The 19934-nt window shown below is 47.9% G+C and carries 20 protein-coding genes; 9 read left to right on the forward strand and 11 right to left on the reverse strand.

Features of this window, described 5'->3' with window-relative positions:
• Positions 1-93: 93 nt before the first annotated feature.
• On the forward strand, positions 94-2613 hold the full coding sequence (locus KDD36_10595; GenBank protein MCB0397095.1) for a PKD domain-containing protein: 2520 nt from the start codon (positions 94-96) through the stop codon (positions 2611-2613).
• Positions 2614-2696: 83 nt separating this feature from the next.
• Here the strand turns inward: KDD36_10595 and KDD36_10600 are convergent, their stop codons facing one another.
• Both KDD36_10600 and KDD36_10605 read right to left on the reverse strand, forming a co-directional pair.
• Entirely contained in the window at positions 2697-3080 is a 384-nt protein-coding gene (locus KDD36_10600; protein MCB0397096.1) for a hypothetical protein, read from the reverse strand.
• Positions 3077-3652, reverse strand: a complete 576-nt coding sequence (locus KDD36_10605; protein ID MCB0397097.1) for an RNA polymerase sigma factor — start codon at positions 3650-3652, stop codon at positions 3077-3079. Before KDD36_10605 ends, KDD36_10600 begins: the two co-directional genes overlap by 4 nt.
• A gap of 399 nt (positions 3653-4051) precedes the next feature.
• On the opposite strand from KDD36_10605, the gene KDD36_10610 reads away from it, so the two are divergent.
• Positions 4052-4405 carry a hypothetical protein gene (locus tag KDD36_10610; GenBank protein MCB0397098.1) on the forward strand — a complete coding sequence of 118 codons (354 nt, stop codon included), beginning with the start codon at positions 4052-4054 and terminating at the stop codon, positions 4403-4405.
• Between the two features lie 144 nt (positions 4406-4549).
• On the opposite strand, the gene KDD36_10615 is transcribed toward KDD36_10610, so the two are convergent.
• Positions 4550-4867 (reverse strand): hypothetical protein, encoded by a 318-nt coding sequence (locus KDD36_10615; GenBank protein MCB0397099.1) that lies wholly within the window; start codon positions 4865-4867, stop codon positions 4550-4552.
• 102 nt (positions 4868-4969) lie between these two features.
• On the opposite strand from KDD36_10615, the gene KDD36_10620 reads away from it, so the two are divergent.
• Positions 4970-6556 carry a hypothetical protein gene (locus KDD36_10620; protein MCB0397100.1) on the forward strand — a complete coding sequence of 529 codons (1587 nt, stop codon included), beginning with the start codon at positions 4970-4972 and terminating at the stop codon, positions 6554-6556.
• 95 nt (positions 6557-6651) lie between these two features.
• Here KDD36_10620 and KDD36_10625 read toward each other — a convergent pair whose 3' ends face one another.
• The 5 genes from KDD36_10625 to KDD36_10645 all read right to left on the reverse strand — a co-directional run bounded on the left by KDD36_10625 (position 6652) and on the right by KDD36_10645 (position 13393).
• Positions 6652-7665 (reverse strand): T9SS type A sorting domain-containing protein, encoded by a 1014-nt coding sequence (locus KDD36_10625; GenBank protein ID MCB0397101.1) that lies wholly within the window; start codon positions 7663-7665, stop codon positions 6652-6654.
• Between the two features lie 40 nt (positions 7666-7705).
• Positions 7706-8533 carry a hypothetical protein gene (locus KDD36_10630; GenBank protein ID MCB0397102.1) on the reverse strand — a complete coding sequence of 276 codons (828 nt, stop codon included), beginning with the start codon at positions 8531-8533 and terminating at the stop codon, positions 7706-7708.
• A 280-nt stretch (positions 8534-8813) separates the two neighbouring features.
• Positions 8814-9953, reverse strand: a complete 1140-nt coding sequence (locus KDD36_10635) for a tryptophan 7-halogenase (GenBank protein ID MCB0397103.1) — start codon at positions 9951-9953, stop codon at positions 8814-8816.
• Positions 9940-12060 (reverse strand): LodA/GoxA family CTQ-dependent oxidase, encoded by a 2121-nt coding sequence (locus tag KDD36_10640; protein MCB0397104.1) that lies wholly within the window; start codon positions 12058-12060, stop codon positions 9940-9942. Before KDD36_10640 ends, KDD36_10635 begins: the two co-directional genes overlap by 14 nt.
• A 37-nt stretch (positions 12061-12097) precedes the next feature.
• On the reverse strand, positions 12098-13393 hold the full coding sequence (locus KDD36_10645) for a hypothetical protein (GenBank protein ID MCB0397105.1): 1296 nt from the start codon (positions 13391-13393) through the stop codon (positions 12098-12100).
• Between the two features lie 449 nt (positions 13394-13842).
• Here KDD36_10645 and KDD36_10650 point away from each other — a divergent pair, with 449 nt between their 5' ends.
• From KDD36_10650 to KDD36_10675, 6 genes are all read left to right on the forward strand, one after another.
• Positions 13843-14442, forward strand: a complete 600-nt coding sequence (locus KDD36_10650; GenBank protein ID MCB0397106.1) for a sigma-70 family RNA polymerase sigma factor — start codon at positions 13843-13845, stop codon at positions 14440-14442.
• Positions 14443-14447: 5 nt separating this feature from the next.
• Entirely contained in the window at positions 14448-14726 is a 279-nt protein-coding gene (locus tag KDD36_10655) for a hypothetical protein (protein MCB0397107.1), read from the forward strand.
• Positions 14727-14790: 64 nt separating this feature from the next.
• Positions 14791-15123, forward strand: a complete 333-nt coding sequence (locus KDD36_10660) for an arsenosugar biosynthesis-associated peroxidase-like protein (protein MCB0397108.1) — start codon at positions 14791-14793, stop codon at positions 15121-15123.
• The gene (arsS, locus tag KDD36_10665) at positions 15120-16157 is read left to right on the forward strand and encodes an arsenosugar biosynthesis radical SAM protein ArsS (protein ID MCB0397109.1); all 1038 of its coding nucleotides are present in this window, start codon (positions 15120-15122) and stop codon (positions 16155-16157) included. The genes KDD36_10660 and arsS overlap by 4 nt, the downstream gene beginning before the upstream one ends.
• Before the next feature lie 4 nt (positions 16158-16161).
• Positions 16162-16722: an AhpC/TSA family protein gene (locus KDD36_10670; protein MCB0397110.1), complete on the forward strand. Its 561-nt coding sequence runs from the start codon at positions 16162-16164 to the stop codon at positions 16720-16722.
• A gap of 10 nt (positions 16723-16732) precedes the next feature.
• Positions 16733-17110 carry a GTPase gene (locus KDD36_10675; GenBank protein MCB0397111.1) on the forward strand — a complete coding sequence of 126 codons (378 nt, stop codon included), beginning with the start codon at positions 16733-16735 and terminating at the stop codon, positions 17108-17110.
• Here the strand turns inward: KDD36_10675 and KDD36_10680 are convergent.
• The 3 genes from KDD36_10680 to KDD36_10690 all read right to left on the reverse strand — a co-directional run.
• Positions 17107-18603 carry an FAD-binding protein gene (locus tag KDD36_10680; GenBank protein ID MCB0397112.1) on the reverse strand — a complete coding sequence of 499 codons (1497 nt, stop codon included), beginning with the start codon at positions 18601-18603 and terminating at the stop codon, positions 17107-17109. The two genes, KDD36_10675 and KDD36_10680, sit on opposite strands and share 4 nt — an antisense overlap.
• Positions 18604-18897: 294 nt before the next feature.
• Positions 18898-19200, reverse strand: a complete 303-nt coding sequence (locus tag KDD36_10685) for a hypothetical protein (protein ID MCB0397113.1) — start codon at positions 19198-19200, stop codon at positions 18898-18900.
• A gap of 105 nt (positions 19201-19305) precedes the next feature.
• A partial coding sequence (locus KDD36_10690) for an alpha/beta hydrolase (protein ID MCB0397114.1) occupies positions 19306-19934 on the reverse strand: 629 nt, incomplete at its 5' end.

Below are 19934 nucleotides of genomic sequence, written 5' to 3' on the forward strand. Positions count from 1 at the left end.
ACGGAGATTAACAGTTGACTAACGATTACTAACTACATAAACTTCAAGTAAATGGCAACACTAATACGCTTAATGAGAGGGAGTAGAATGCACATGTCAAAGTCCCTCGGGGGGAAGCGGCATCTTAAGATGTTGACAGTACTCTTCATGTGTGCGGTAGCACCGGTATTCGCCCAACTGGGAAGCCGGTACACCATCGGTAACTTTAATGATATGCAGGCACAATGGCTGGCGCCGGCCAAGTCCAACGTGATGAACCTGCAGGTCAGAGAAGATATCAACCTGAATGTCAGACTGAACGTGAAACGTATGTCAGACAACGGTGATTTTGCCTTCTATGGTGACCCGCTGGAATGCAATCGCGCCAACTTCTATATCGATCAGGTAAACGGTGACTTCCAGGGAGCCTTCATCAATTTCGATAACAAGAAGGCCTATAAGTTCAAACTGGATCAGCAAGGCAACCTTTATTCCGAGGAAGTGGATATTCACAGCCTCGTATGTGTTGATTATGACATGGTGCCGGCACCTGTGAAGAAAGAGCAGAACACAGAAAATCCGGTAGAAGCTGTTAGGGTGGCTCCTCAGTTGGAAAGTATGCCAGGTGCCCCTGCGGTCATTTACCTTGATTTCGACGGTGAGACCGTATCCGGTTCTCGTTGGAACAATGGGAATACCATCAATGCTTCAGCATACAGCGCTAACGATTCGCAGATCCAACAGATATTTGATGTGGTAGCGAATGACTACATGCCTTATACGGTCAATGTAACCACAAAGCGTTCTGTTTTCAATTCTGCATCTACCAGCAGCCGTATGATGGTGATTTTTACACCTACTACAACAGCAGCGCCTGGTGCGGGTGGTGTGGCCTACCTCAGTTCATTTGATGATGGCCGAAATGACCCTTGCTGGGTATTTAATGGCCCGGTGCAAGCCGGAGCAACCACAGGTTCTCATGAGGCCGGCCATACCGTCGGATTAGAACACGACGGCGTTTCCGGTGGTTCAGGTTACTATGGCGGAAATGACCTTTGGGGACCGATCATGGGTTCACCGTTCAATGAAAAGGTGATGCACTGGAGTAAAGGAGATTATCCGAGCGCTGACCAATCACAAGATGACCTGAGTGCCATCGATAACAACACTGGTATTGACTATAAGACGGATGTTCAAGGCGGTACGATTGGCACAGCTGCGGATCTTGTGCATACCAATGGTACTGTAAGTGCAGCAAGCAACGTAGGCATCATTGAGAAGCCTACCGATAAGGATATGTACAAGTTCACTTCAGATGTAGGTACAGCGTCATTTACCTGTGATCCGGACAAAATCAACTGGCCGAGTCTGAACGTAAGCATCCGACTGCTGAATTCAAGCGGAACAGAGCTTAAGAAGAACAACACGGAAGATGCCCATACGGTAACCAATAATATCAGCTACAATATCACCACTGCAGGAACATATTACCTGGAAATTGACGGTGTGGGTCTGAGTCGTGGCTGGACTGGTAGTCCTCACGGTTATGACGATTATGGTTCTTTAGGACGATACTACATCTCGGGTAGCTTCCCTGCTGTGATCAATGGTCCTCCGATCACAGACTTCACAGCTAGCGTGACAAGTGGTTGCGGATCGCTTACCGTTCAGTTTACAGACGCAACGGTAGGTCAACCAACTTCATGGGAGTGGAACTTCGGTGATGGAAGTGCTGTTTCAACACAACAGAACCCTTCCCATACCTATGCGGCTCCCGGTACCTACAACGTTAGTTTAAAGGCTACCAATGCCAACGGTAACAAAACCGAAACCAAGAACAGTCTGATCAAGGTAGATCCGGGTGCTCCTTATTCCAGCTATACCGGTGGTGCACCGGATAACAGCATGGGTGCCGGAGGTATATTCACAGCAAGTGATGTTCGGGGATTGTTCTTTGACGCCCACGAAGATGTGATCCTGGAATCGTTTGAGTTCAACTCGGACCAGGCAGGTGATCGTCAGATCGACATCATTACAGGAGGTACTATGAACACCACGGACGGTGGAGTTGACGGTGGTACGGTGGCTGTTACAAAAACGGTTAATATTCCAAACGGAACGAATGTGGTTCAAACCAACATCGAAGTTCCTGCGGGAAATGACTATTTCATCAAGATCACGGGTGCAACGGTTAATCTGTACAGAAACAGTGCAGGTGCCAGCTACCCATATGTGATCAGTGATGCCCAAACCAACAACCTCGTTACCATTAAGAAGGCCAATGTACTTGATGGCGGTGACCAGGAATATTACTATTACTTCTATAAGTGGAAAGTAAGACAACAAGGCTGCGATGTCAACACAGGCGTTGTGGATGAAGCAGCATTGGAAGATGTTAGCATCTATCCAAACCCTGCTGGCAACCTTGCCCATGTTCGCTTCGGTCAGCCTTTGGCCGTGCAAACGAATGTGATTCTTATGAATACACTTGGTTCAGTGGTTTACAATGGTACAGCCAATGCAGGTGACCAACAGGCAGACATTGCCACCGGTCAGTTACCAGCTGGTGTTTACCTGTTGAAACTCACATCAGGTGAGGCGTTACATACCTATCGCCTGGTGGTGAATCACTAAACTCAGCCTATAATTTCGACGGCGATTAAAAAGAACGCCCTGTAGTATTGCACTGCAGGGCGTTCTTTTTTATATGAATGAAGTCACACAACCGAACGACTTCCGAAGGCAGACCATATCCGGTCAAGCAAGGCAAGGGCAAGCAGTGAAATAATGCCGACTTGCGTTGCGGCAGACAGGTGGATTGAAGATATCAGGTCCGTGATTCCGGAAAGATATCCCGTGATATGCTGCCATAGGCCAGATGGCGTCGTGCTTTCTGCAGATTGGTATGAGAGGGCACAGCATATAATGGTCAGGGTGATGGCACACGCCATGATCCATTGTTCTTTCCCGAATAAAGGCTTCCATGCAGCAGATCGCTCATGGTTCAACTGTTCCATGATCCTGGAGGTGAAATCTGAGGAGGGTTCTTCGGTTCCAGCCTGCTGCAACCATCGTTTCAATAGATCATCTTGTTCCTTCATAAAATGCTCCTTATTTCGTTTTTCAACATGCCTTCCAGGATCAGCATTAGCTTCTTTCGCGCCCTGTACAGCTTGGTCTTCACGTTGGATTCAGTAAGTCCGGTAATCTGAACAATCTCCTCAACCGATTGCTCTTCCAGGTAGTATAACGTAAGCAAGGCCGACTCATCCTGGGCAAGTTCATCAAGTGCTTTTCTAAGATAATGCTTTCGCTCCGTTGCCTTCATTTCTTCCAGCTGATCATCAATGTGAACGGCAATCTTGTCACTGATGAGATGATCATCTATATCCGCGGTATCAATTATTTTTTTGCGGGTCTTTGAAACAGCGGTGCGATACACAATGCTGTATAGCCAGGTTGAAAACCGGGAATCGCTGCGGAAATCATGAATGGCTTTAAAAGCTTTCAGGAATGCATCCTGGGCTACCTCTTCCGCATCTTCCCTGTTGCGAACGATTCGTATAGCCAGATTCATGGTCATGCCCTTATACCTGTTGATAAGGGTTTCGAATGCGGCGATGTTTCCACCCCGAACCTGTTCTATATAATATTCATCGTTCTGTGCCTGCATATTGATGCGCTTACAAACTAAGACGCTACCTGTGGATGTCCGGTTACAAAAAATATAATGGAGAGGCTGTAACGGATCCTGCCACGTCTTCGTCCTATGAATATACGCGAATCGACACATGCTAACAAAAGCACATAAGGATACCATAAAGGCTGCCGTTCTTATAGCCATTTGTGGGGTATTGCTTTATGGGAGCATGTGGCGTGTTGAGCGGATGACCATACAACATATTATGCAGCCCACTGATGGTGACACCACTTTCGTTCGCACGGATTCCTAAATCATGGAGATCGATCAGGTAGGTGAATCATGGAATTTCCCCGTTTTTTTTCAAAGTTTGTAACCGGTTTGAAAAAGGTGGCGTCCAATCTTCGGAAACCAATTAAAACCTTAGAACACATGGTAGAGATAATAATACCGCTGGCCTCATTTGCAATGGCATTTGGAATGGTTTATATGATTATTACGAGCAGAACCCGAGAGCGGATGGCGATGATTGAAAAGGGTGTTGACCTGAAATCATTTGAAAGCAAGAGTCGCGGTTATGGCGCCATTAAATTTGGAATGCTTGCTATAGGGGTTGCATTGGGATTGTTGATCGCCAATATAGTCGCCGAGGTAACACGTCTGGATGATGATGTGCTATATTTCGCATTTGCACTGCTGTTCGGTGGTGCGGGGCTGATTGGTGGTCATTTTATGGCCAGAAAGCTACGGGAAAAGGATGATTTAAAGGAAGAGAATAAATCCTGAGTATAAATCAAATACCCGAAATCCGGAACCAGATCATATGAGGCGGTTCCGGATTTTTTATTTGATCAGCTATCGTAATTGCCGAAATGATAAGATACCGCCGGTAGCCATTATCATAGCTTCTTTCTTTAATCGAATCACGCATTAATGATTCATGCCATCGGCAAGACCAATTTGGATTGGCTTTGCTATGATCACCTGAGAAATCAGGGAGCATGAGTGAGTGTCGGTAGTTGCAAATGTACAGCCACCGGCGGCAATGTTTTTATAAACGTTAAAAGTAATTCCCTGTACTACTGATTTCGAATGCTTTTCTTCAGAGCTGGGATACAAACCGGCGGCGATTGCACCGGTTTGCATACCAGTGTTTGATATCCAGAGGTCTGATGGGGCCGCAAACAAGCCATCTCCATCTATCAAATATTTTTCCATCTCCACGGTCATTTTCTCTTCTACTTTCAAAGATGAAAATTAGCCCATCACTATAAAGCGGGCAACCCAAAGAAATTTAAATATTAGTATCCCGATTTAAAAATCAATTATATTTGTTGAAAATTGCAAATTATGGCGAAGTCTACAGACCTGTTTGATTTAATACATTCCTTGTCCGGAAACGAGAAGAGATACTTTATGATGCAGACCGCATTGCAGTCCGGACACAAGAAGTATGAGCGGCTTTACAAGCTGATGGAAAAGCAGAAGGTTTATGATGAAAAGCTGATCATGAAAGAATTGGGAAAAGATCCCATGGCGCGGCAGCTTTCGGTGGCAAAGAACTACCTGTACAACCTGATCATGAAATGTCTGGAAGGATACTATCATAGCTTTGGAGCGGAGGTCAGAAGTCAAATTACGCGTATAGAGATTCTATACTATAAAGGCCTGTATAAGCAATGCTCCACCTTGATCACCAGGGTAAAGAAAAAGATCAAAAGCTCTGAAAGATACCACCTTATGCCTGAGGTGTTGGTTTGGGAACGGATGTTGGTGGTGAGAAAGGAAGACCTTAAGAGGTATGAAAAAAACATAGCCCGCATCAAGGTGGATGAAGATGAAGCGATAGCGATCATACAAGAGGTAAACAGACTAAGATATGCATATAACCGCATTTACGCCACCTATCTCAGGAGGGGAAGAGGCTTGAAACCTAATGAGAAGAATGCACTGGAGGAAGATCGTAAGTTAATGTTTGATACCCACAAGAAAGACAAGGATATGACCTTTAACGAGCGTTACTATCGTTACTCGGGTCAGGCCTATTATTGTTTATCTGTGGGTGAGTTCAAACAGGCTTTGTCAATCACCAGAAAGGTATTGAAGACATTTGACGATTATCCGGTACAGATCGCATTGCTGCCCGGTAATTATCTGTCCGCCTTGATGACACACCTGCTGATGCTGTTCCATGATGGTCAATATGACGAGATACTGGAGCACTGCAAACGGGTTCGGAATCTGGAAGAAGTGGTGCCACAACTCAAGGCTTCCAAGGAATTGCTGGTGCGCATATTTGAGGTTGGGCCCACCTATGAACTGGCAGTCTATTCTGACATCGGTGATGTAAAAAGAGGAATGGCCCTGATCCCTGAGATCGAACAAGGCCTGAAGCAATATCACAAATATATCAGTGAGCAAGGGGCTTCAGTCATTAACTTCAATATGGCCATCATTTATTTCCTTGCCGGAGAGTATAAAAAGAGCCTGCACTGCATCAACCGGATCATCAACGAAACCATCAACAGGTTAATGCCTGATTTTGCAATCAGTGTTTACCTGCTCAGGTTCCTGCTTCATATTGAACTGGACAATGAATCGCTGTATGCCTATCTGATCAGATCTACCTACAGGCAAATCCAGAAGCTTGAATTCAACACAGAAATCACCGATATCCTGTTACAACAGATCAAGGCATTGTTAGAAGTGAGTGATAAGCAGGATCAGGAAGCGCAACTGGTCGCCACCAGTAAGGTGCTTAAGAAGCTCAAAGGAAATCCGGATATGGAGAACCTGATGTCCTTCTTTGATATCCGCCAGTGGATTGATTCGCGTATCCGCGGTGTTTCACTTGTTTCCGTTATGGAAGAGGACTTAAAGAAAAAGCCACCCGATAAACGAGTGGCTTTCTTTAAGGTCCCCAGTGGAGTAGGGTAGAGTGTAGTAGCCAAAGCGAGCTAACGGTTGGCAAGGGGACCTATATTTCACTTAACCCTAACCTATTATTGTTAAGTGAATTCTTCTGATTCTTACTACCTGTTGTGTACGACTTTCATCGTCTTTTCCCAGTCTGCACCTTGCATTCTCAACATATAAATACCATTGTCAAGATTGTTCAGTGCAATGCGCTCATTGATCTGACCCATGATCGGAGAAACCGTTCTGGTCATGACCACTTCACCTAACAGGTTGGTCAGGGTCAGTGTGATAGGTTCTGCAGGCAAAGTATTGGCATATACATTCACCGCATCAGTTGCTGGGTTCGGGTACAGGTTCAGGTTAAACCTTTCCGTGATTTCATCAACACCTACCGTGCTGGTGGTATTCAAACGGATCATAGGAACGTTTGGAATCCAGTACCAGGCACCGCCATATACGAAAGTGGTAGGGGCAACACTTGCTTCCGGTTGGTTTACGGTAAGGTCTTCACCTACACGCAGTACATCACCTGCATCCAGTCCGAAGATTCCAAGGGAAGCAACGTAAGTGCTGTCCGGATCTACTTGTGCAGGGGCAGTGAACGGAAGGGTTACCCACGTGTTCACCTCATTGCTGGTGACATCGAAGATATCAGACTGAGCAATTGGGGTTGAACTGAAATCACCGTTGATGGAGATCTTGTAAAGGTTCGCAAAAACAGTCAGACCGTTTGCAGTTGTAGTATTATTGGCGATGTAGAAAGAGATGGAACGTGCCATATCTGCTTTTGAGAACTCGTAGATCAAGCCGATCTCCGAGCCATCAGCCACACAACAAGTATAGTTGTCGGGGCCTACGGAACTGCCAAGTACACCATATTCACGGGCAAAAACGGTATCGGTTACCTTGAATTCGGCAGTCACCATATTATCACCGGGGTTTTCATCGGTCTCGGTTTGCTGAATATCAAAAGTAAAGGTGTAGTCACCAAGATCAGAAGCGGTAGCACCAGGAGTGAACGGTGTGGTGATCTCCAGCGTATCAGTTGCTGCTGAAGGCAAAGTGATGGCCGGGCTGGACTCGTTGTACACGCTGCCGCTACCTGCTTTTGCTACATCAACATTCAAAAGTACGTTGGTTTGATCTGCAGAACCGTTATTGAACACTTCACCATGTTATGTTGGATGTTGAAGCTTGGGCCAGCGGCATTTGGGTGTAGAAACCACCATATTGGTAATTGTAGTCGGCAGCTTCTGTGGTCAGCTGAACGTCATTTGTAGCTCCCTCTGTTACCGCCACGTCATCCACGGTCCAGTAGTAGTGGGCTGTGTTGTAAAGATGAAAACGGATATAAACTTTAGATTGACCGGCAGCAACGGAAGAAATATTCAAAGAAACATTGGTAGGGTTGGTGCTGGCTGTGTTCGGGGGAAGGGTATTTACCTTATATTCTGTCCAGTTGATGGTATCGTTACTAACGAATACACTCAAAGCAGCGTTTCCGGCACAGCAGAAACGGTAGGCATGCTGGAACTTCAGGATCACAGAGTTGTAAGCACTCAGATCGAGTTCGTTGGTTTGGATGTAGCCATCCCATGGGGTGTCGCCCAGGTAGGTGGTACAAGCCGCATCAGCATTGAATTTATTTCCGAAGAACAGCATATAACCGTCAGATGCTGTCGTAGAAGCGAATTTGAAGTTGTTAACGAATACACAATTGATCACAGAGTCTGTGGTGTATTCCCAGTTGTTTCCGGAACCGCTGTTGTCAACCATGGTCCAGTTGGATGGAAAGCCACTGGCAAAATCCCAGTACATTCCTGATATGGTATCACCAAATGCAGCAATAGCCGATTGTGGCTGGTTCATATAATAAGGCTTCTCTTCTGCCTGCGCTCTCATTTGCGCTTGCGGGACGCGAATGTTTTGGGCCATCAAGCCGGATGAGACCAGGCCAAGGGCAAATAAAAGAAATAAGGAGTACTTGTTTTTCATGGATTGGTTAGTTTAACAAATGGTTACACATAATACTCAGGGTTAATTCCATCAATATTTTCAGGTTTACACCTGGTCATTTCAATAATTACCCTCTGCATTCCGGTGCACCGTCACTTTTTGTTACTTAAGAATTAGGCAAAATCTGGACTAGTAGAGGTTAAGCGGCCCCGCAAAAATGCGGCAGCTATCGGGGTCATGCAAAACAATCCGAAGCAAATATTAGTATGCCAACATGTATGGTATGTCGGGTAGTTTCCTCTTCAGGGTTTTTGGGTTGTCAGATGGATTGGGGCCTGAAGGTGTGTGTGGCATCTTGCATTTTTTTCCAGAATCCACCGCGATTCCAGCGGTTTTCTGCATGATAATAAGTCTCTCGTCGTTCGAGGTACTCATTATTTCTTCGTTCGCATTCGGCACCATAATTACTGAAGTTCTCTCCTTGTCCGAAGAACTTATGTATGGCTGAAGCCGATCGCATTCCATCGGAAAGTGCCTTGAGAATGCCTCCTGAGGTTATGGGGTCATAAGCTGCAGCTGAATCTCCGATTGCCAGCCAGCCTTTTCCATAGGGAACATCCAGGTGATAGGATGGAGCGGCAAAACCCAGCGGGCGGCTATCCATGGCATGCATCCCTTTGATCAATAATTTGGTGTGTTCCGTTTTTTCAAGCATTTGCATCCAGCCGTCCTGGTAATGCAGACCTCCCCGTTTGACGGTTTCTACATCGGTGAACAGCGCCAGCAGGAAAACCTTGTCCGGAAGAGGGGTCGCGTAAAACCACCCGTGACGAAAAGCTTCAAGGTGAGTGGTTTTTGAAACCTCCTGGTTTTTCAGGCTCATGTCAAACCGGGTCACGGTACATATGAGCCCCTGATCTTCCAGCTTTTTTCGTCCCTGTTGTGTTGCAAAGGATGCACGTTGTCCTGTGGCGTCCACCACCACAGATGCATTCAAAGTGATCATTTTTCCCATGTTATCCACGAGATGAAGGTCCCATGAGTTGGATTCTGACCGGCGTGCAGCCTTATATGTGGTTTGTCCCAGCACACGATGTCCTTTTTTTTCAACCTGCTTAACCATGAATCGGTTAAAAGCGGACCGGTCAAGATGCCAGCCATGACCATAGGGGCTAAGGATAAAATCATTGTAGCCACGTTTAGGGCTTCCCCAGTAGGACACACTGCCATAACACGGCAGGTGTCCTTCCTGAGAGAATTCATGGTATATCCCCAGTTTTCTTAAAGCCTCATTGATTTCCGGTGGTACCGTTTCCCCTATGCGAAATGGCATAGCGGGCTCGGCATCCACCAGAATGACATCTTGCGGGTTCTCCATTTGCAGGGAAAGAGCGCATGCACAACCCGCCGGGCCGCCACCGAGAATGGCAACCTTACAACTGTCGCTACTTTTTGTCAATGCTATCGGATACGTTGGCTTCTTTGGTTTGAGGTTTGGGTGGATATACCTTATCCGTCACGGTGTTGGGCCATGCAACGACCAGGTTGCTGTCATCCTGTTCGAATTGGCTTTGCACTTCCAGGTAAACATCCTTCGGGAAAGACGGGTCATAACCGTCAATAGCAGGTCCCTGGATCACCGTACCGATGCGGTGCCAGTTGATCAGCATATTCACCCGTTCCTGAAATCGTCCGACATTCATGGCCGGTGTGTCAAACCCTTCACCGGTTTGTTGTACCGCAGCCGTGCCCTCTCCCCGGACTGAATAGCGTTGGAAGGGAAGCTCTCCTTTGCTTGCAGCCAGGTCATCGAACGTATAGACCGCTACAGGACGTTGGGCAGGCCAGGACCAGAACAGGGAAGTGTTGACATCTCCGCTGTAAACATTTTCATTGGTCAGTGCGCCACCCGGATTCGGATCAGGTGTGTGCGTTGCACAGGAATTGTAGTCTGTGTGCCATGGGATGGCCATGAACTTGCAAAGATCTCCCGGTTCCACGGCATCTTTTCTGAGGGGGATATATCCCACACCCAGGAAGGGTTGTTCGAGGCTGGCCTGGCTGTAGTCCAGTTGCTTTGCATTGATCCGGAAAGGACCGATCGCCGGATCCTGCCAGTTGGAATTATAAAGGTTAGGGTCTCTTACGATAAAAGTGAGATCGATCCCGGGGCTGTATCTTCCTCCGAGGCAGTTTACCAGGATGGTCTTATCAAGTTGTTCTCCAGGTGTAAGTTGTTGTTCCGATGCTCCCACACTTTTTCCGGCCACCCATTGCTCAAGGAAGAAATACTGGGTGGTGGTCACCGTAAGGAATGCCTTTGCGGCATCGCCCAAAGAGAGAGGCATCAACGGAGATCCGGTGGATGTCTGATCCGCGATATTCGGATTGCGGATGAATGACATGATATTGAAAGTCGGCGCTTGTTCCGTAAGCCTGAATACATTCTTGTGGGCCTTGATGGCGGTGTCCGGCAGATTGGTATTCCACATCTGCATATGTGCGGCATTCAGGACGGGGAAAACATCAACCTGAAAATTGGGTGCAAAGGAATCCTGGTATTTTCCATTTTGAAAGACTTTGGAGTCCAGGTTGAATTGCTCCAGCCAGGTGTTGTAAATATCATCCCATAATGATACGATATTCAAAGTTTGCGGGGCGTATGCGGGATCGGTGGCAACAACCCAGGCGCTTCCTTCTATCTGACGTTGTGATCCGTCCTCAAAGACCAAAACTGCTGTGACGGGTCCGTCAGCGGTATCATCCAGCCAGTTGTCGTTGTCAACATCCTTGCCCAATACCGCATTCGGGTCGGGGTTACCCTGGTTGTCAAAACCACATGCTTTTCCAAAGCCACCCAGGACCAGAAGGCGTCCGTTGGGTTCGGTTTGAATTTCGCCTAAGTTGTCGATGGGCTGGCTTGAGGCAGAATAGTCCTTAGTGCTTCCATTGCTTGCCGGAAACGAAACCGGGTAGTCCGGTTGGGCAACGACCTTGCCGGATTGGCTGTTGAAGTAACTCGGAATCTTGGTTCCTTGTGTGCCACGGATAGAACGTGGACCGGCATCTACGATCAGGTTTTTCAGTCGTTGCGGGGCAGAGGGGTCCGGTGATGGCGGGAAGGACGGGTTACGCAACGGTGGCGTTTGTCCTTTTTCGTATTGCACGATGCCCGTGTTGTTGTCCTCATCTATTTCCCAGCAGTTGGCTTTTTTGTTGGCGAGATGTACCGTCCATATGATATCTGCGACGGTCTTCCCATCTACCACAGAGCCGATCGTTACTTCGGAACTTTTTTGTGACGGATAGGAATAGGTATCACCATCTTCATACTGGTAAATCTTAAATCGTGCGGCCTGGCGTTTGAGTTTGCCCTCTGCATCGCGGATATCGTTGCTGGTGATGGTTGTTGATTCCGTACCCGGCTTGATGGGAAGACCACCGGTTAATGCGCCTTCACCCGGATATGCAGCCATGGTTTCAGGGCCAAGATAGAATTCTGTACTGTTGCCCACCCTGGCCATGCCGATGGCTGGATGAATACGTAGGTTGCTTGATGTGCTCATGGTTGTTCTGTTAGATGTGATGAAATGCTTTCGTTGTTTATCTCTTCACGGCTTTTCCGTCGAGGTAGTTTTTCAGAAGGATATGGCTGGTGGAAACATTCTTTCCGGCCAGGGGCTTCATGCCTTCAGAAACCTCGGTTACCGCCATGCTGTTGTGGCAGCTGAAACAATTGTTCTGTGAAACAACGTTTTGTGTGAACGTTTCAATAACGGAATTAGACAGCTTGGTAGAGCCGGTGGTGAGGGCCGCACCGGAATTCGGGTTCCAGTCCGGTTTCAACGCATCCGTTTCGACGAACCAGATGGCGCCCACCTCGAAGTAATTTCTCCACACCGACGTCGGAGCCAGCATGGCGTGCATCTGCGCATTCAGGATGTCGATGTTGTTTTGGTTAGCGCTGCTGCCGGCGCCAAGGCGGAATTGTCGGACAGCATTGTTGACCGGTGATATCACCTGCGTGGCCTCGTTCAAACTAAGTACCGGGTTGTTGTTGATGTTGCAGTCCGACATCTTCGTGTTCTTTTTATAAAAGGTGAAGTTAGCTTCCGAGACAGACTTGTCCGGTACCTGACCTTCGGCGACATAAGGTACATTGTCTTTATGCTCGAAGGTAGCCCAGATGGCTTCCGGGTGACCGTTGACAACAATGGCGATGTGAAAGCCTACAAGCGCTACTTCAATATTCTCTGCGATCTTCGGATCATCCGGGATGACCACTGCGCCGTTGACGGTGCTGAGAAGTTGCACCGGTGCCTTGGTCGTGTAGAAGCCGCTGACATCTTCCCCGGGTTGAACGATCTTCCACGCCGCTTTCAGTGAAAGTGCACCGACAGGGAATGAGGTATCTGCTGGGAATGCCTGCAGGGCTGCAGGGTCATATAACTTGTTTTTGATCACAAAATCCTGGTATACATCATTGATCATCATGGTGGTGTAAATCGCACGTCCGTTGGTATCTACAAGTATACCTTCGGAGTTTGCCTGCTGCACGCCACCAAGTACATGGGTTGTATCATTTGCATGATCCGGGTCAATGGCCGCATCTGAGAACAGTGTTTCAAAGCGGGCCTTGCCGGGTGAAACCTCGGACGTGAGCCAAAGAAAGTATTGCCAGGAGATCTGGTGAAATACGAAGTTGCTGGTAGACTGGAAAGCGGCGGGATCAGGTTCGGGAAAACTTTGAACGGCCGTTGCTTCCTCCATGACCGGTCCGGGCGAATGTTCGGTGTTATCTTTTGGAGCCGGTTCACAGGCTGTGAAAATGACAGCCGTTATAAGCAGGTAAACAACGGACCTTGGGTTATAGTGTCCGTGTGAGCGTTGGTTTGACATAGATTGTGTCTTAAAGCGTTACCAAATGAGTGATGCAAATACGGAAACCAACGCAAGCCACAACCATTCACGGGTGTGTTCTCGTGTAACCTGCCATTCCTCCGTATTGATGTTCAAATGTATATATCCCATCCGGATACAGATAAGGACAATTGATATGAGCCGTAAGATTCGATGCTATTCCTTCATTCCCTTCAGAAAAGTTTATGGAGAAAATGAACCGTTTACGGGTTTTTTCGTATTTGAAATAGCTATGAGTTCACAGTTGTCAGGCATGGCTGTGTAACCCGTAATCTAAAGATGGGCAGGAGTTGATCAAGCGTTTATCGTATCCCATGATTTTTTCAAATGCCTAAGCGATTGATTGCAGGAGGTGTGTCCAGGGATACACAGAACCTATCACCTCTTTCCGGTCAGAAAGCGTAACTTTGGTTGATCACCAATAACGCATGACCAACAAGGAGACCGAAAGCATGGAGGGACACGCTGCCGAATGGGTACGCGATTATGCAGATGACCTGTTCAGTTGGGCCCGTCATAAAACCGGTGACCGGGAATCTGCCCGGGATCTGGTGCAGGAAACTTTTCTCGCAGCGTTGAAATCATACTCCGGCTTTAAAGGGGAGAGCAAAGTGCGTACCTGGCTGTTCTCCATACTCAATCATAAGATCACTGATTATCATCGCAAACGTTTCCGGCAGGCCGAGATCAATGCTTCCGGACTTGATGCGCAAGGAGAGGGAAAGGATATCATGGACCTGTGCTTTAATGAGGTCGGACACTGGCGCCCGGAGTATAATGAGTCGGGGCTGGGACACGCGGAAATACACCTTCTGGACGATGATGCCTTCAGGGAAGTCCTCAAAAAATGCCTGGATGCACTGCCCGCTACCTCTGCTTCCGCCATTCACCTTAAATATATGCTCGAAAAAAAAGGCAGCGAGATCTGTCAGGAACTGGACCTGTCAACGACCAATTACTGGCAGCTCATCCACCGGGCCAAAGTACAGCTCAGGGTGTGTCTGGAAAAAAACTGGTTTAATTCCTGATGCCCATGAGAGATCGGAAACCGATATTGTTTGTTCCGTGTAAGACTGCGACCGGACTGATGGAGAAGCGGAAGGAAATGGGATTGACCACCCTGGAGAAAATTCAACTGCGGATGCACACCATCATATGCAAATTCTGCAGGGCATACAAAATCCAGAGCGACCGTTTGGATATGCTGTTGGGAAATTTGTTGCGTAAACCGGAAGGTGAACAGCCGTCAGAAAAACTTTCTGATGATGAGAAGAAGCATTTGCTGTCGCAATTGAGATTGGAGGAAGAATAGATACGGCCCCTCAGTACTTTCGTCTGAAAAAAAATCACTCAATTCATAAAAACAAAGTTCGAATATGGAAACTTATTACAATCCCGAAGATTTAAAAAAGTTCGGCAAGATCGGAGAATTTCAGAAGGAGCTGGCGGATAAATTTTTTGATTACTATGGCGAAGTTTTTAAAGAAGGCGCCCTCACCGCAAGGGAAAAATCCCTGATTGCGCTGGCCGTTTCCCATGCCATACAGTGTCCGTATTGTATCGATTCGTACGCCACCGATACCCTGGAAAAGGGCTGTACGGAAGAACAGATGATGGAAGCGGTTCACGTGGCTGCAGCGATCAGGGGTGGCGCTTCTTTGGTGCACGGCGTGCAGATGATGAATCATGCGAAAAAGCTGATGATGTGAGTACGACCTCGCTTAAATCAGAAGGACATGTGTTGGCGGATACCCTGAATCAAAAGCAACTGCTCAACAAAGGGGAACTGGAAAAGTTCTCACGCAAACTGGAGTCTTCCGGCATAGGACCTCTTAAAAGCGGACCCATAGAAATATTTCAGGTGAATGTGGGGAAGATGTGCAACCAGACCTGCAAGCACTGTCACGTCGATGCCGGGCCGGATCGCAAAGAGATCATGACCAGGGAAACCATGCAGCAATGCCTGGATGTGCTGTCGCACCATGACATTCCGATGGTGGATATCACCGGTGGAGCCCCCGAGCTGAATCCGCACTTCCGGTGGTTCGTGGAAGAACTCCGGAAACGCGGTAAGCATGTGATGAACCGGTGCAATCTGACCATCCTTCTTGCCAATAAAAAGTTTCATGACCTTCCGGAATTCTTCGCCAAACATGGGGTGGAGATCGTTGCGTCATTGCCGCATTATGCCGCACTGCGCACCGATCGCCAACGCGGAGAGGGTGCCTTTGATAAGTCGGTAAAAGCCATGCAAATGCTTAATGCGGTTGGCTACGGACAACCCGACAGCCAACTCAAACTTCACCTGGTATACAATCCGACAGGCGCCATCCTGCCCGGACCGCAAAAGGCTTTAGAGGCCGATTATAAACGTGAGTTGAAGAGCCATTTCGATATCGTTTTCAACGACCTCTATGTGATCACCAATATGCCTATCAGTCGCTTTTTAGATTACCTTATTGTAAGCGGGAATTATGAGGCTTATATGCAAAAGCTGATCGATGCGTTCAATCCGGATGCGGCAAAGGCGGTGATGTGCCGTAACACCATCTCCATTGGTTGGGATGGAACGGTTTATGATTGTGATTTTAACCAGATGCTGGATATGACCGTGAACGGAAAGCATACCCATATATCCAATGTTGATTTTGAGGCATTGGCACAAAGAGAAATAGTGGTAGGTCAGCACTGCTACGGATGCACCGCAGGCCTGGGGTCAAGTTGTGGTGGACAAACAGCCTGAAAAAATGAAAAGGAAATTACCAAAGAGGTTTCTGTTTTTTGCCGCATTATTCATGATGGGTATTCATGCCTCCTTTGCACAGACAGACCGACCGGCGGATGAGGCGAAGGGGTTGCAGGTTAATGCCAGGGCACCTGACTTTAGCGCAAAAGATACCAACGACAGCACATTTGTTCTCAGCGAGGCATTAAAGGATGGTCCCATTGTCATGATCTTTTACCGGGGACAATGGTGCCCGTATTGCAACCGGCATCTGAGTAACCTTCAGGATAGTCTGGAAATGATTACCGGAAAGGGTGCCAGGGTGATTGCCATATCTCCCGAGCCCCAGGAAAAGGCGGGTGTGATGAAGGAAAAGACCGGGGCCACATTTACCCTTTTGCATGATGAAGACTATCATATTGAGGAGGCATACGATGTGACCTTCCGGTCGAAACTCCGCGGATATCTGCCGGTGCCGGCAACCTATATTATCAATAAGGAAGGTGTTATCGTTTGGCGGCATTTTGATCCGGACTATCACGAACGATCAACCGTATCGGATATTCTGAAACATTTGCCCTGACATTGATTGGATGGTTCAAACTGGCGACCGTGGAATTCGGGAACTCATTTTTATCTACAATGCGGACTCAGGCTTTTTTGATCGCCTGGCGGATATCGCCCTTAAGGCATTTTCACCTTCCACCTATCCTTGCACCCTATGCAAAGTCACCCATGGGGTAGCTGGAATGCACGGGACGTGGAAATCATTTCTGGCGGAACTACCGGTTGAAAAAAAATTCCTTTATAAAGATGAAGTCAGGGCTGCCGGTATCTCTTATGAAGGCGAATTCCCGGTTATTCTGGGTAGGGATCATCATGATGAAGTTCATGTGGTGGTCTCGTCGGATACCCTGAATAACATCACATCAATGAATGACCTGACGGAACGGATCCGGCAGGCCCTTTAAACATTGTCCTGTTGATCCAGCTTCAATCTGTCGGTGAAGTTATTCCGGAAAGTTCCCTTGGGGTTGTATTGTCTGAACACCTTCTTCCACGTTTCCAGTTTGGGATACCAGGAATGGACAGCATTGATATATCCGGATGTGATGCGGTTATGTAACTTTCCCCAATGGGGTTTTCCGCCCATAGCGAATTGCACATCCTGGTAGTGTTCAAGAATCTCGAATGACCCTTTTGTCCGGGCGTGGTTGGGGGTGTCAATGTAACAGACATCCATTCCGTAATCCGGGCATAAGTAGTGATTCGAGGCCTTGACCCATCGCAAGCCGATTTGTGAGGTGTGGTAAAGGTTGCTGGTTTTTGCAATTTTATCCGCCTTGTCGAACATGGCTTCGATAACATCCACGATCTTTTGCGGCTGATGTGCATCGTAGGCGAACTCTGAATCCATACCATGTTCCTTGGCCCTGACCTGCCCAAGGAACAAGACGCGGTGCGCGCGGTTTACATAGGCCTTGTCTGCCATGGAGCGCATGCCGCTTTCCACGCTGTCGGGAATCTTTTTGGGAAATAGTTGAAGCCAGGCTGTCGCAAGTGCCGGTGTGCCGGGAATGGCACCGATAACACTGAAGAATATCGGACGGGTGGCTTCCGTGAGACTTCGTCCGCGTGGCTCGTCGGAGATTTCCGTGTGACGGATCAGCAGAACGGTACGGTCGGTATTTTTCTTCACTTTGTACGGATTGATACGCACCATTACTGCACGCAGCGGTTTGCCATCGTTGCCGTTATGAATGGTGCCATCCAGGATCTGTTTTTTCAACGTTTGCCAATCGGACAATACACGTTCTTCCCGGATCCAGTACATGTTACGTACTTCCACCGTATAGGAATACACTACGCCCATGGCCCCCAGTCCGACCACGATGCTATAAAAGATGTCATCATCCTGGATCAGTTTAATTTTCGGGGCATTGTATTTGGCAGGGTCAGTGATTCCGTCTGTAGGTTCAATGCGATGTATTTCACCGCCGGTCACCACCATGGTCACCGCTTTGATCATGCCGGGGAGGGCCGGGAGGGTAATGCCGGAGCCATGTGTTCCGGTGGAGACGGCGCCTGCAATGGTCTGGTGATCTATGCCGCCCATGTTGATGATGGCTTTGTCAACCCCATCCAGGGCCAGGTTGAATTCTTCAACGGAAGTTCCGGCCAGTACCTTTACCAGGTTCAGGTTACGGGCAGTATCTTTCAGGATTTCATGATCAACAGGCAGGAAACCTTTGAGCTCATGGGTACTGATCATGTAATCGCTGGTGATGGCCACATCGGAGAAAGAATGCCCTGAGCCTACCGCACGAACTTTAAAGCCGTTGGATTCTGCCTCCTGAATAATTTGCACGAGGTCATCCAGGGTCTCCGGTAGAAAATACTTCAGCGGTTGGGCAACAAGATGTTTGACGGAATTTTTCCAGGTATGGCGTGTCTTGACCTTCATGGTTTTAAATACAGAGGTTGAACAATGGAGGTTTGACTTTTCGGAGGTTGAAACTTCAGGACTTGCAAAATATCCACGACATGACTGGCCGCAGGAGGGTGCGGGTCGTATATTTTCATCATCGCTTTGATTTCTACCTCCGGCCCGGGGTTCGGATATCCCAAGCCTGATGTGCAAGGTAAATAATTTTAGAAAATCAATCTGGAGATAGGAGAGAGGATTCGGGATGGCCTGGCGGAGTGCTTCTCCGAAGTGAGCATGAAGAGAGAAGCACCCCGCTTTACGGCCCGGGCATTATTTCTTTCTGATGTAATCGATCTGTATCTGGTCATAATGGTTAGGGGCCAACCCACATGAGAACTGTCCCGATACACTTGAGTATCTTAGTTTAACTTTCAGCCCGTCCACTTCATACTTTGTATCGAGGTTGGTGGGGTGAAATGTTTGTGAGCCGACTTCGATCAGCCATCCGCAACCATCGGCTGCGACCGGCCCGGCATCTCTTATATAACCGGACACCAGGTTCTCGTCGCATTTCCTGCAGGAAGCAAAAGAGAGCATGGCCGCAAACGCTATTAATGCTGTTGTTTTCATCATCTTTTGGTTTTTGTTATTATTGAGATGCGGATGTTGTTTGTTCTTTAAAGGGATCCGGGCACTCAAATTTCCATAAGAGAATGAAGAATATGGCCGACGATTTTGTCAACGGTCGGTTTCAGCCAATGACCGTGTGCTTTTCTTTAACGAATGAAGAAAGGAAGCCATGGCCTCATTGTATGCATCGGCTTCTTCGATGGATGCGGTGTGCCCGGCATGGGGAATTTTGATCAACTGTGAACCGGCAATATGGGTATGCAGATATTCCGCCCGGTCCACGGTGGTTGCGATATCTTCCAGGCCAACCATGATCAGTGTGGGGCACTTGATGTTTATAAGTTCGTCTTCAACACCCTTGCGGTAAACCACACCATCCACTGCACGAACAATGGTGCGTTTGTTTTTCGTGAGTTCGGCGGTCCATTCCTTTACTTCCTCAATGCGCTGGGGGTCGTTCAGAAACGTTTGTCCGAACATGATCTTCATTACCGGCTTCACTGCTACCTTGATACCGAATAACCGGACCAGGGTATTCAGGATCGTATATTTTACCCGGTTAGGTTCATCAAGTGCAGATGTTTCCATCAGTATCAGCGATCGGATCATTTCGGGTTTCCGGGCTGCAAGGCGCATCCCAATGAAGCCGCCCATGCTGAGTCCGCCGAAATGCACCGGCCCGGTTTCCAAAGCTGCAAGCAATTCCGCGGCATCTTCATAAAGCTCATCCATGTCAT

It is taken from the genome of Flavobacteriales bacterium (assembly GCA_020435415.1).
Taxonomy (GTDB): domain Bacteria; phylum Bacteroidota; class Bacteroidia; order JACJYZ01; family JACJYZ01; genus JACJYZ01.

Bases quoted from the DNA above. Each gene is read 5' to 3' on its own strand.
- KDD36_10595 (MCB0397095.1), top strand. From the start codon at position 94: ATGTCAAAGTCCCTCGGGGGGAAGCGGCATCTTAAGATGTTGACAGTA.
- KDD36_10600 (MCB0397096.1), bottom strand. From the start codon at position 3,080: ATGAAGGAACAAGATGATCTATTGAAACGATGGTTGCAGCAGGCTGGA.
- KDD36_10605 (MCB0397097.1), bottom strand. From the start codon at position 3,652: ATGCAGGCACAGAACGATGAATATTATATAGAACAGGTTCGGGGTGGA.
- KDD36_10610 (MCB0397098.1), top strand. From the start codon at position 4,052: ATGGTAGAGATAATAATACCGCTGGCCTCATTTGCAATGGCATTTGGA.
- KDD36_10620 (MCB0397100.1), top strand. From the start codon at position 4,970: ATGGCGAAGTCTACAGACCTGTTTGATTTAATACATTCCTTGTCCGGA.
- KDD36_10630 (MCB0397102.1), bottom strand. From the start codon at position 8,533: ATGAAAAACAAGTACTCCTTATTTCTTTTATTTGCCCTTGGCCTGGTC.
- KDD36_10640 (MCB0397104.1), bottom strand. From the start codon at position 12,060: ATGAGCACATCAAGCAACCTACGTATTCATCCAGCCATCGGCATGGCC.
- KDD36_10645 (MCB0397105.1), bottom strand. From the start codon at position 13,393: ATGTCAAACCAACGCTCACACGGACACTATAACCCAAGGTCCGTTGTT.
- KDD36_10650 (MCB0397106.1), top strand. From the start codon at position 13,843: ATGACCAACAAGGAGACCGAAAGCATGGAGGGACACGCTGCCGAATGG.
- KDD36_10655 (MCB0397107.1), top strand. From the start codon at position 14,448: ATGAGAGATCGGAAACCGATATTGTTTGTTCCGTGTAAGACTGCGACC.
- KDD36_10660 (MCB0397108.1), top strand. From the start codon at position 14,791: ATGGAAACTTATTACAATCCCGAAGATTTAAAAAAGTTCGGCAAGATC.
- KDD36_10670 (MCB0397110.1), top strand. From the start codon at position 16,162: ATGAAAAGGAAATTACCAAAGAGGTTTCTGTTTTTTGCCGCATTATTC.
- KDD36_10675 (MCB0397111.1), top strand. From the start codon at position 16,733: ATGGTTCAAACTGGCGACCGTGGAATTCGGGAACTCATTTTTATCTAC.
- KDD36_10680 (MCB0397112.1), bottom strand. From the start codon at position 18,603: ATGAAGGTCAAGACACGCCATACCTGGAAAAATTCCGTCAAACATCTT.
- KDD36_10685 (MCB0397113.1), bottom strand. From the start codon at position 19,200: ATGATGAAAACAACAGCATTAATAGCGTTTGCGGCCATGCTCTCTTTT.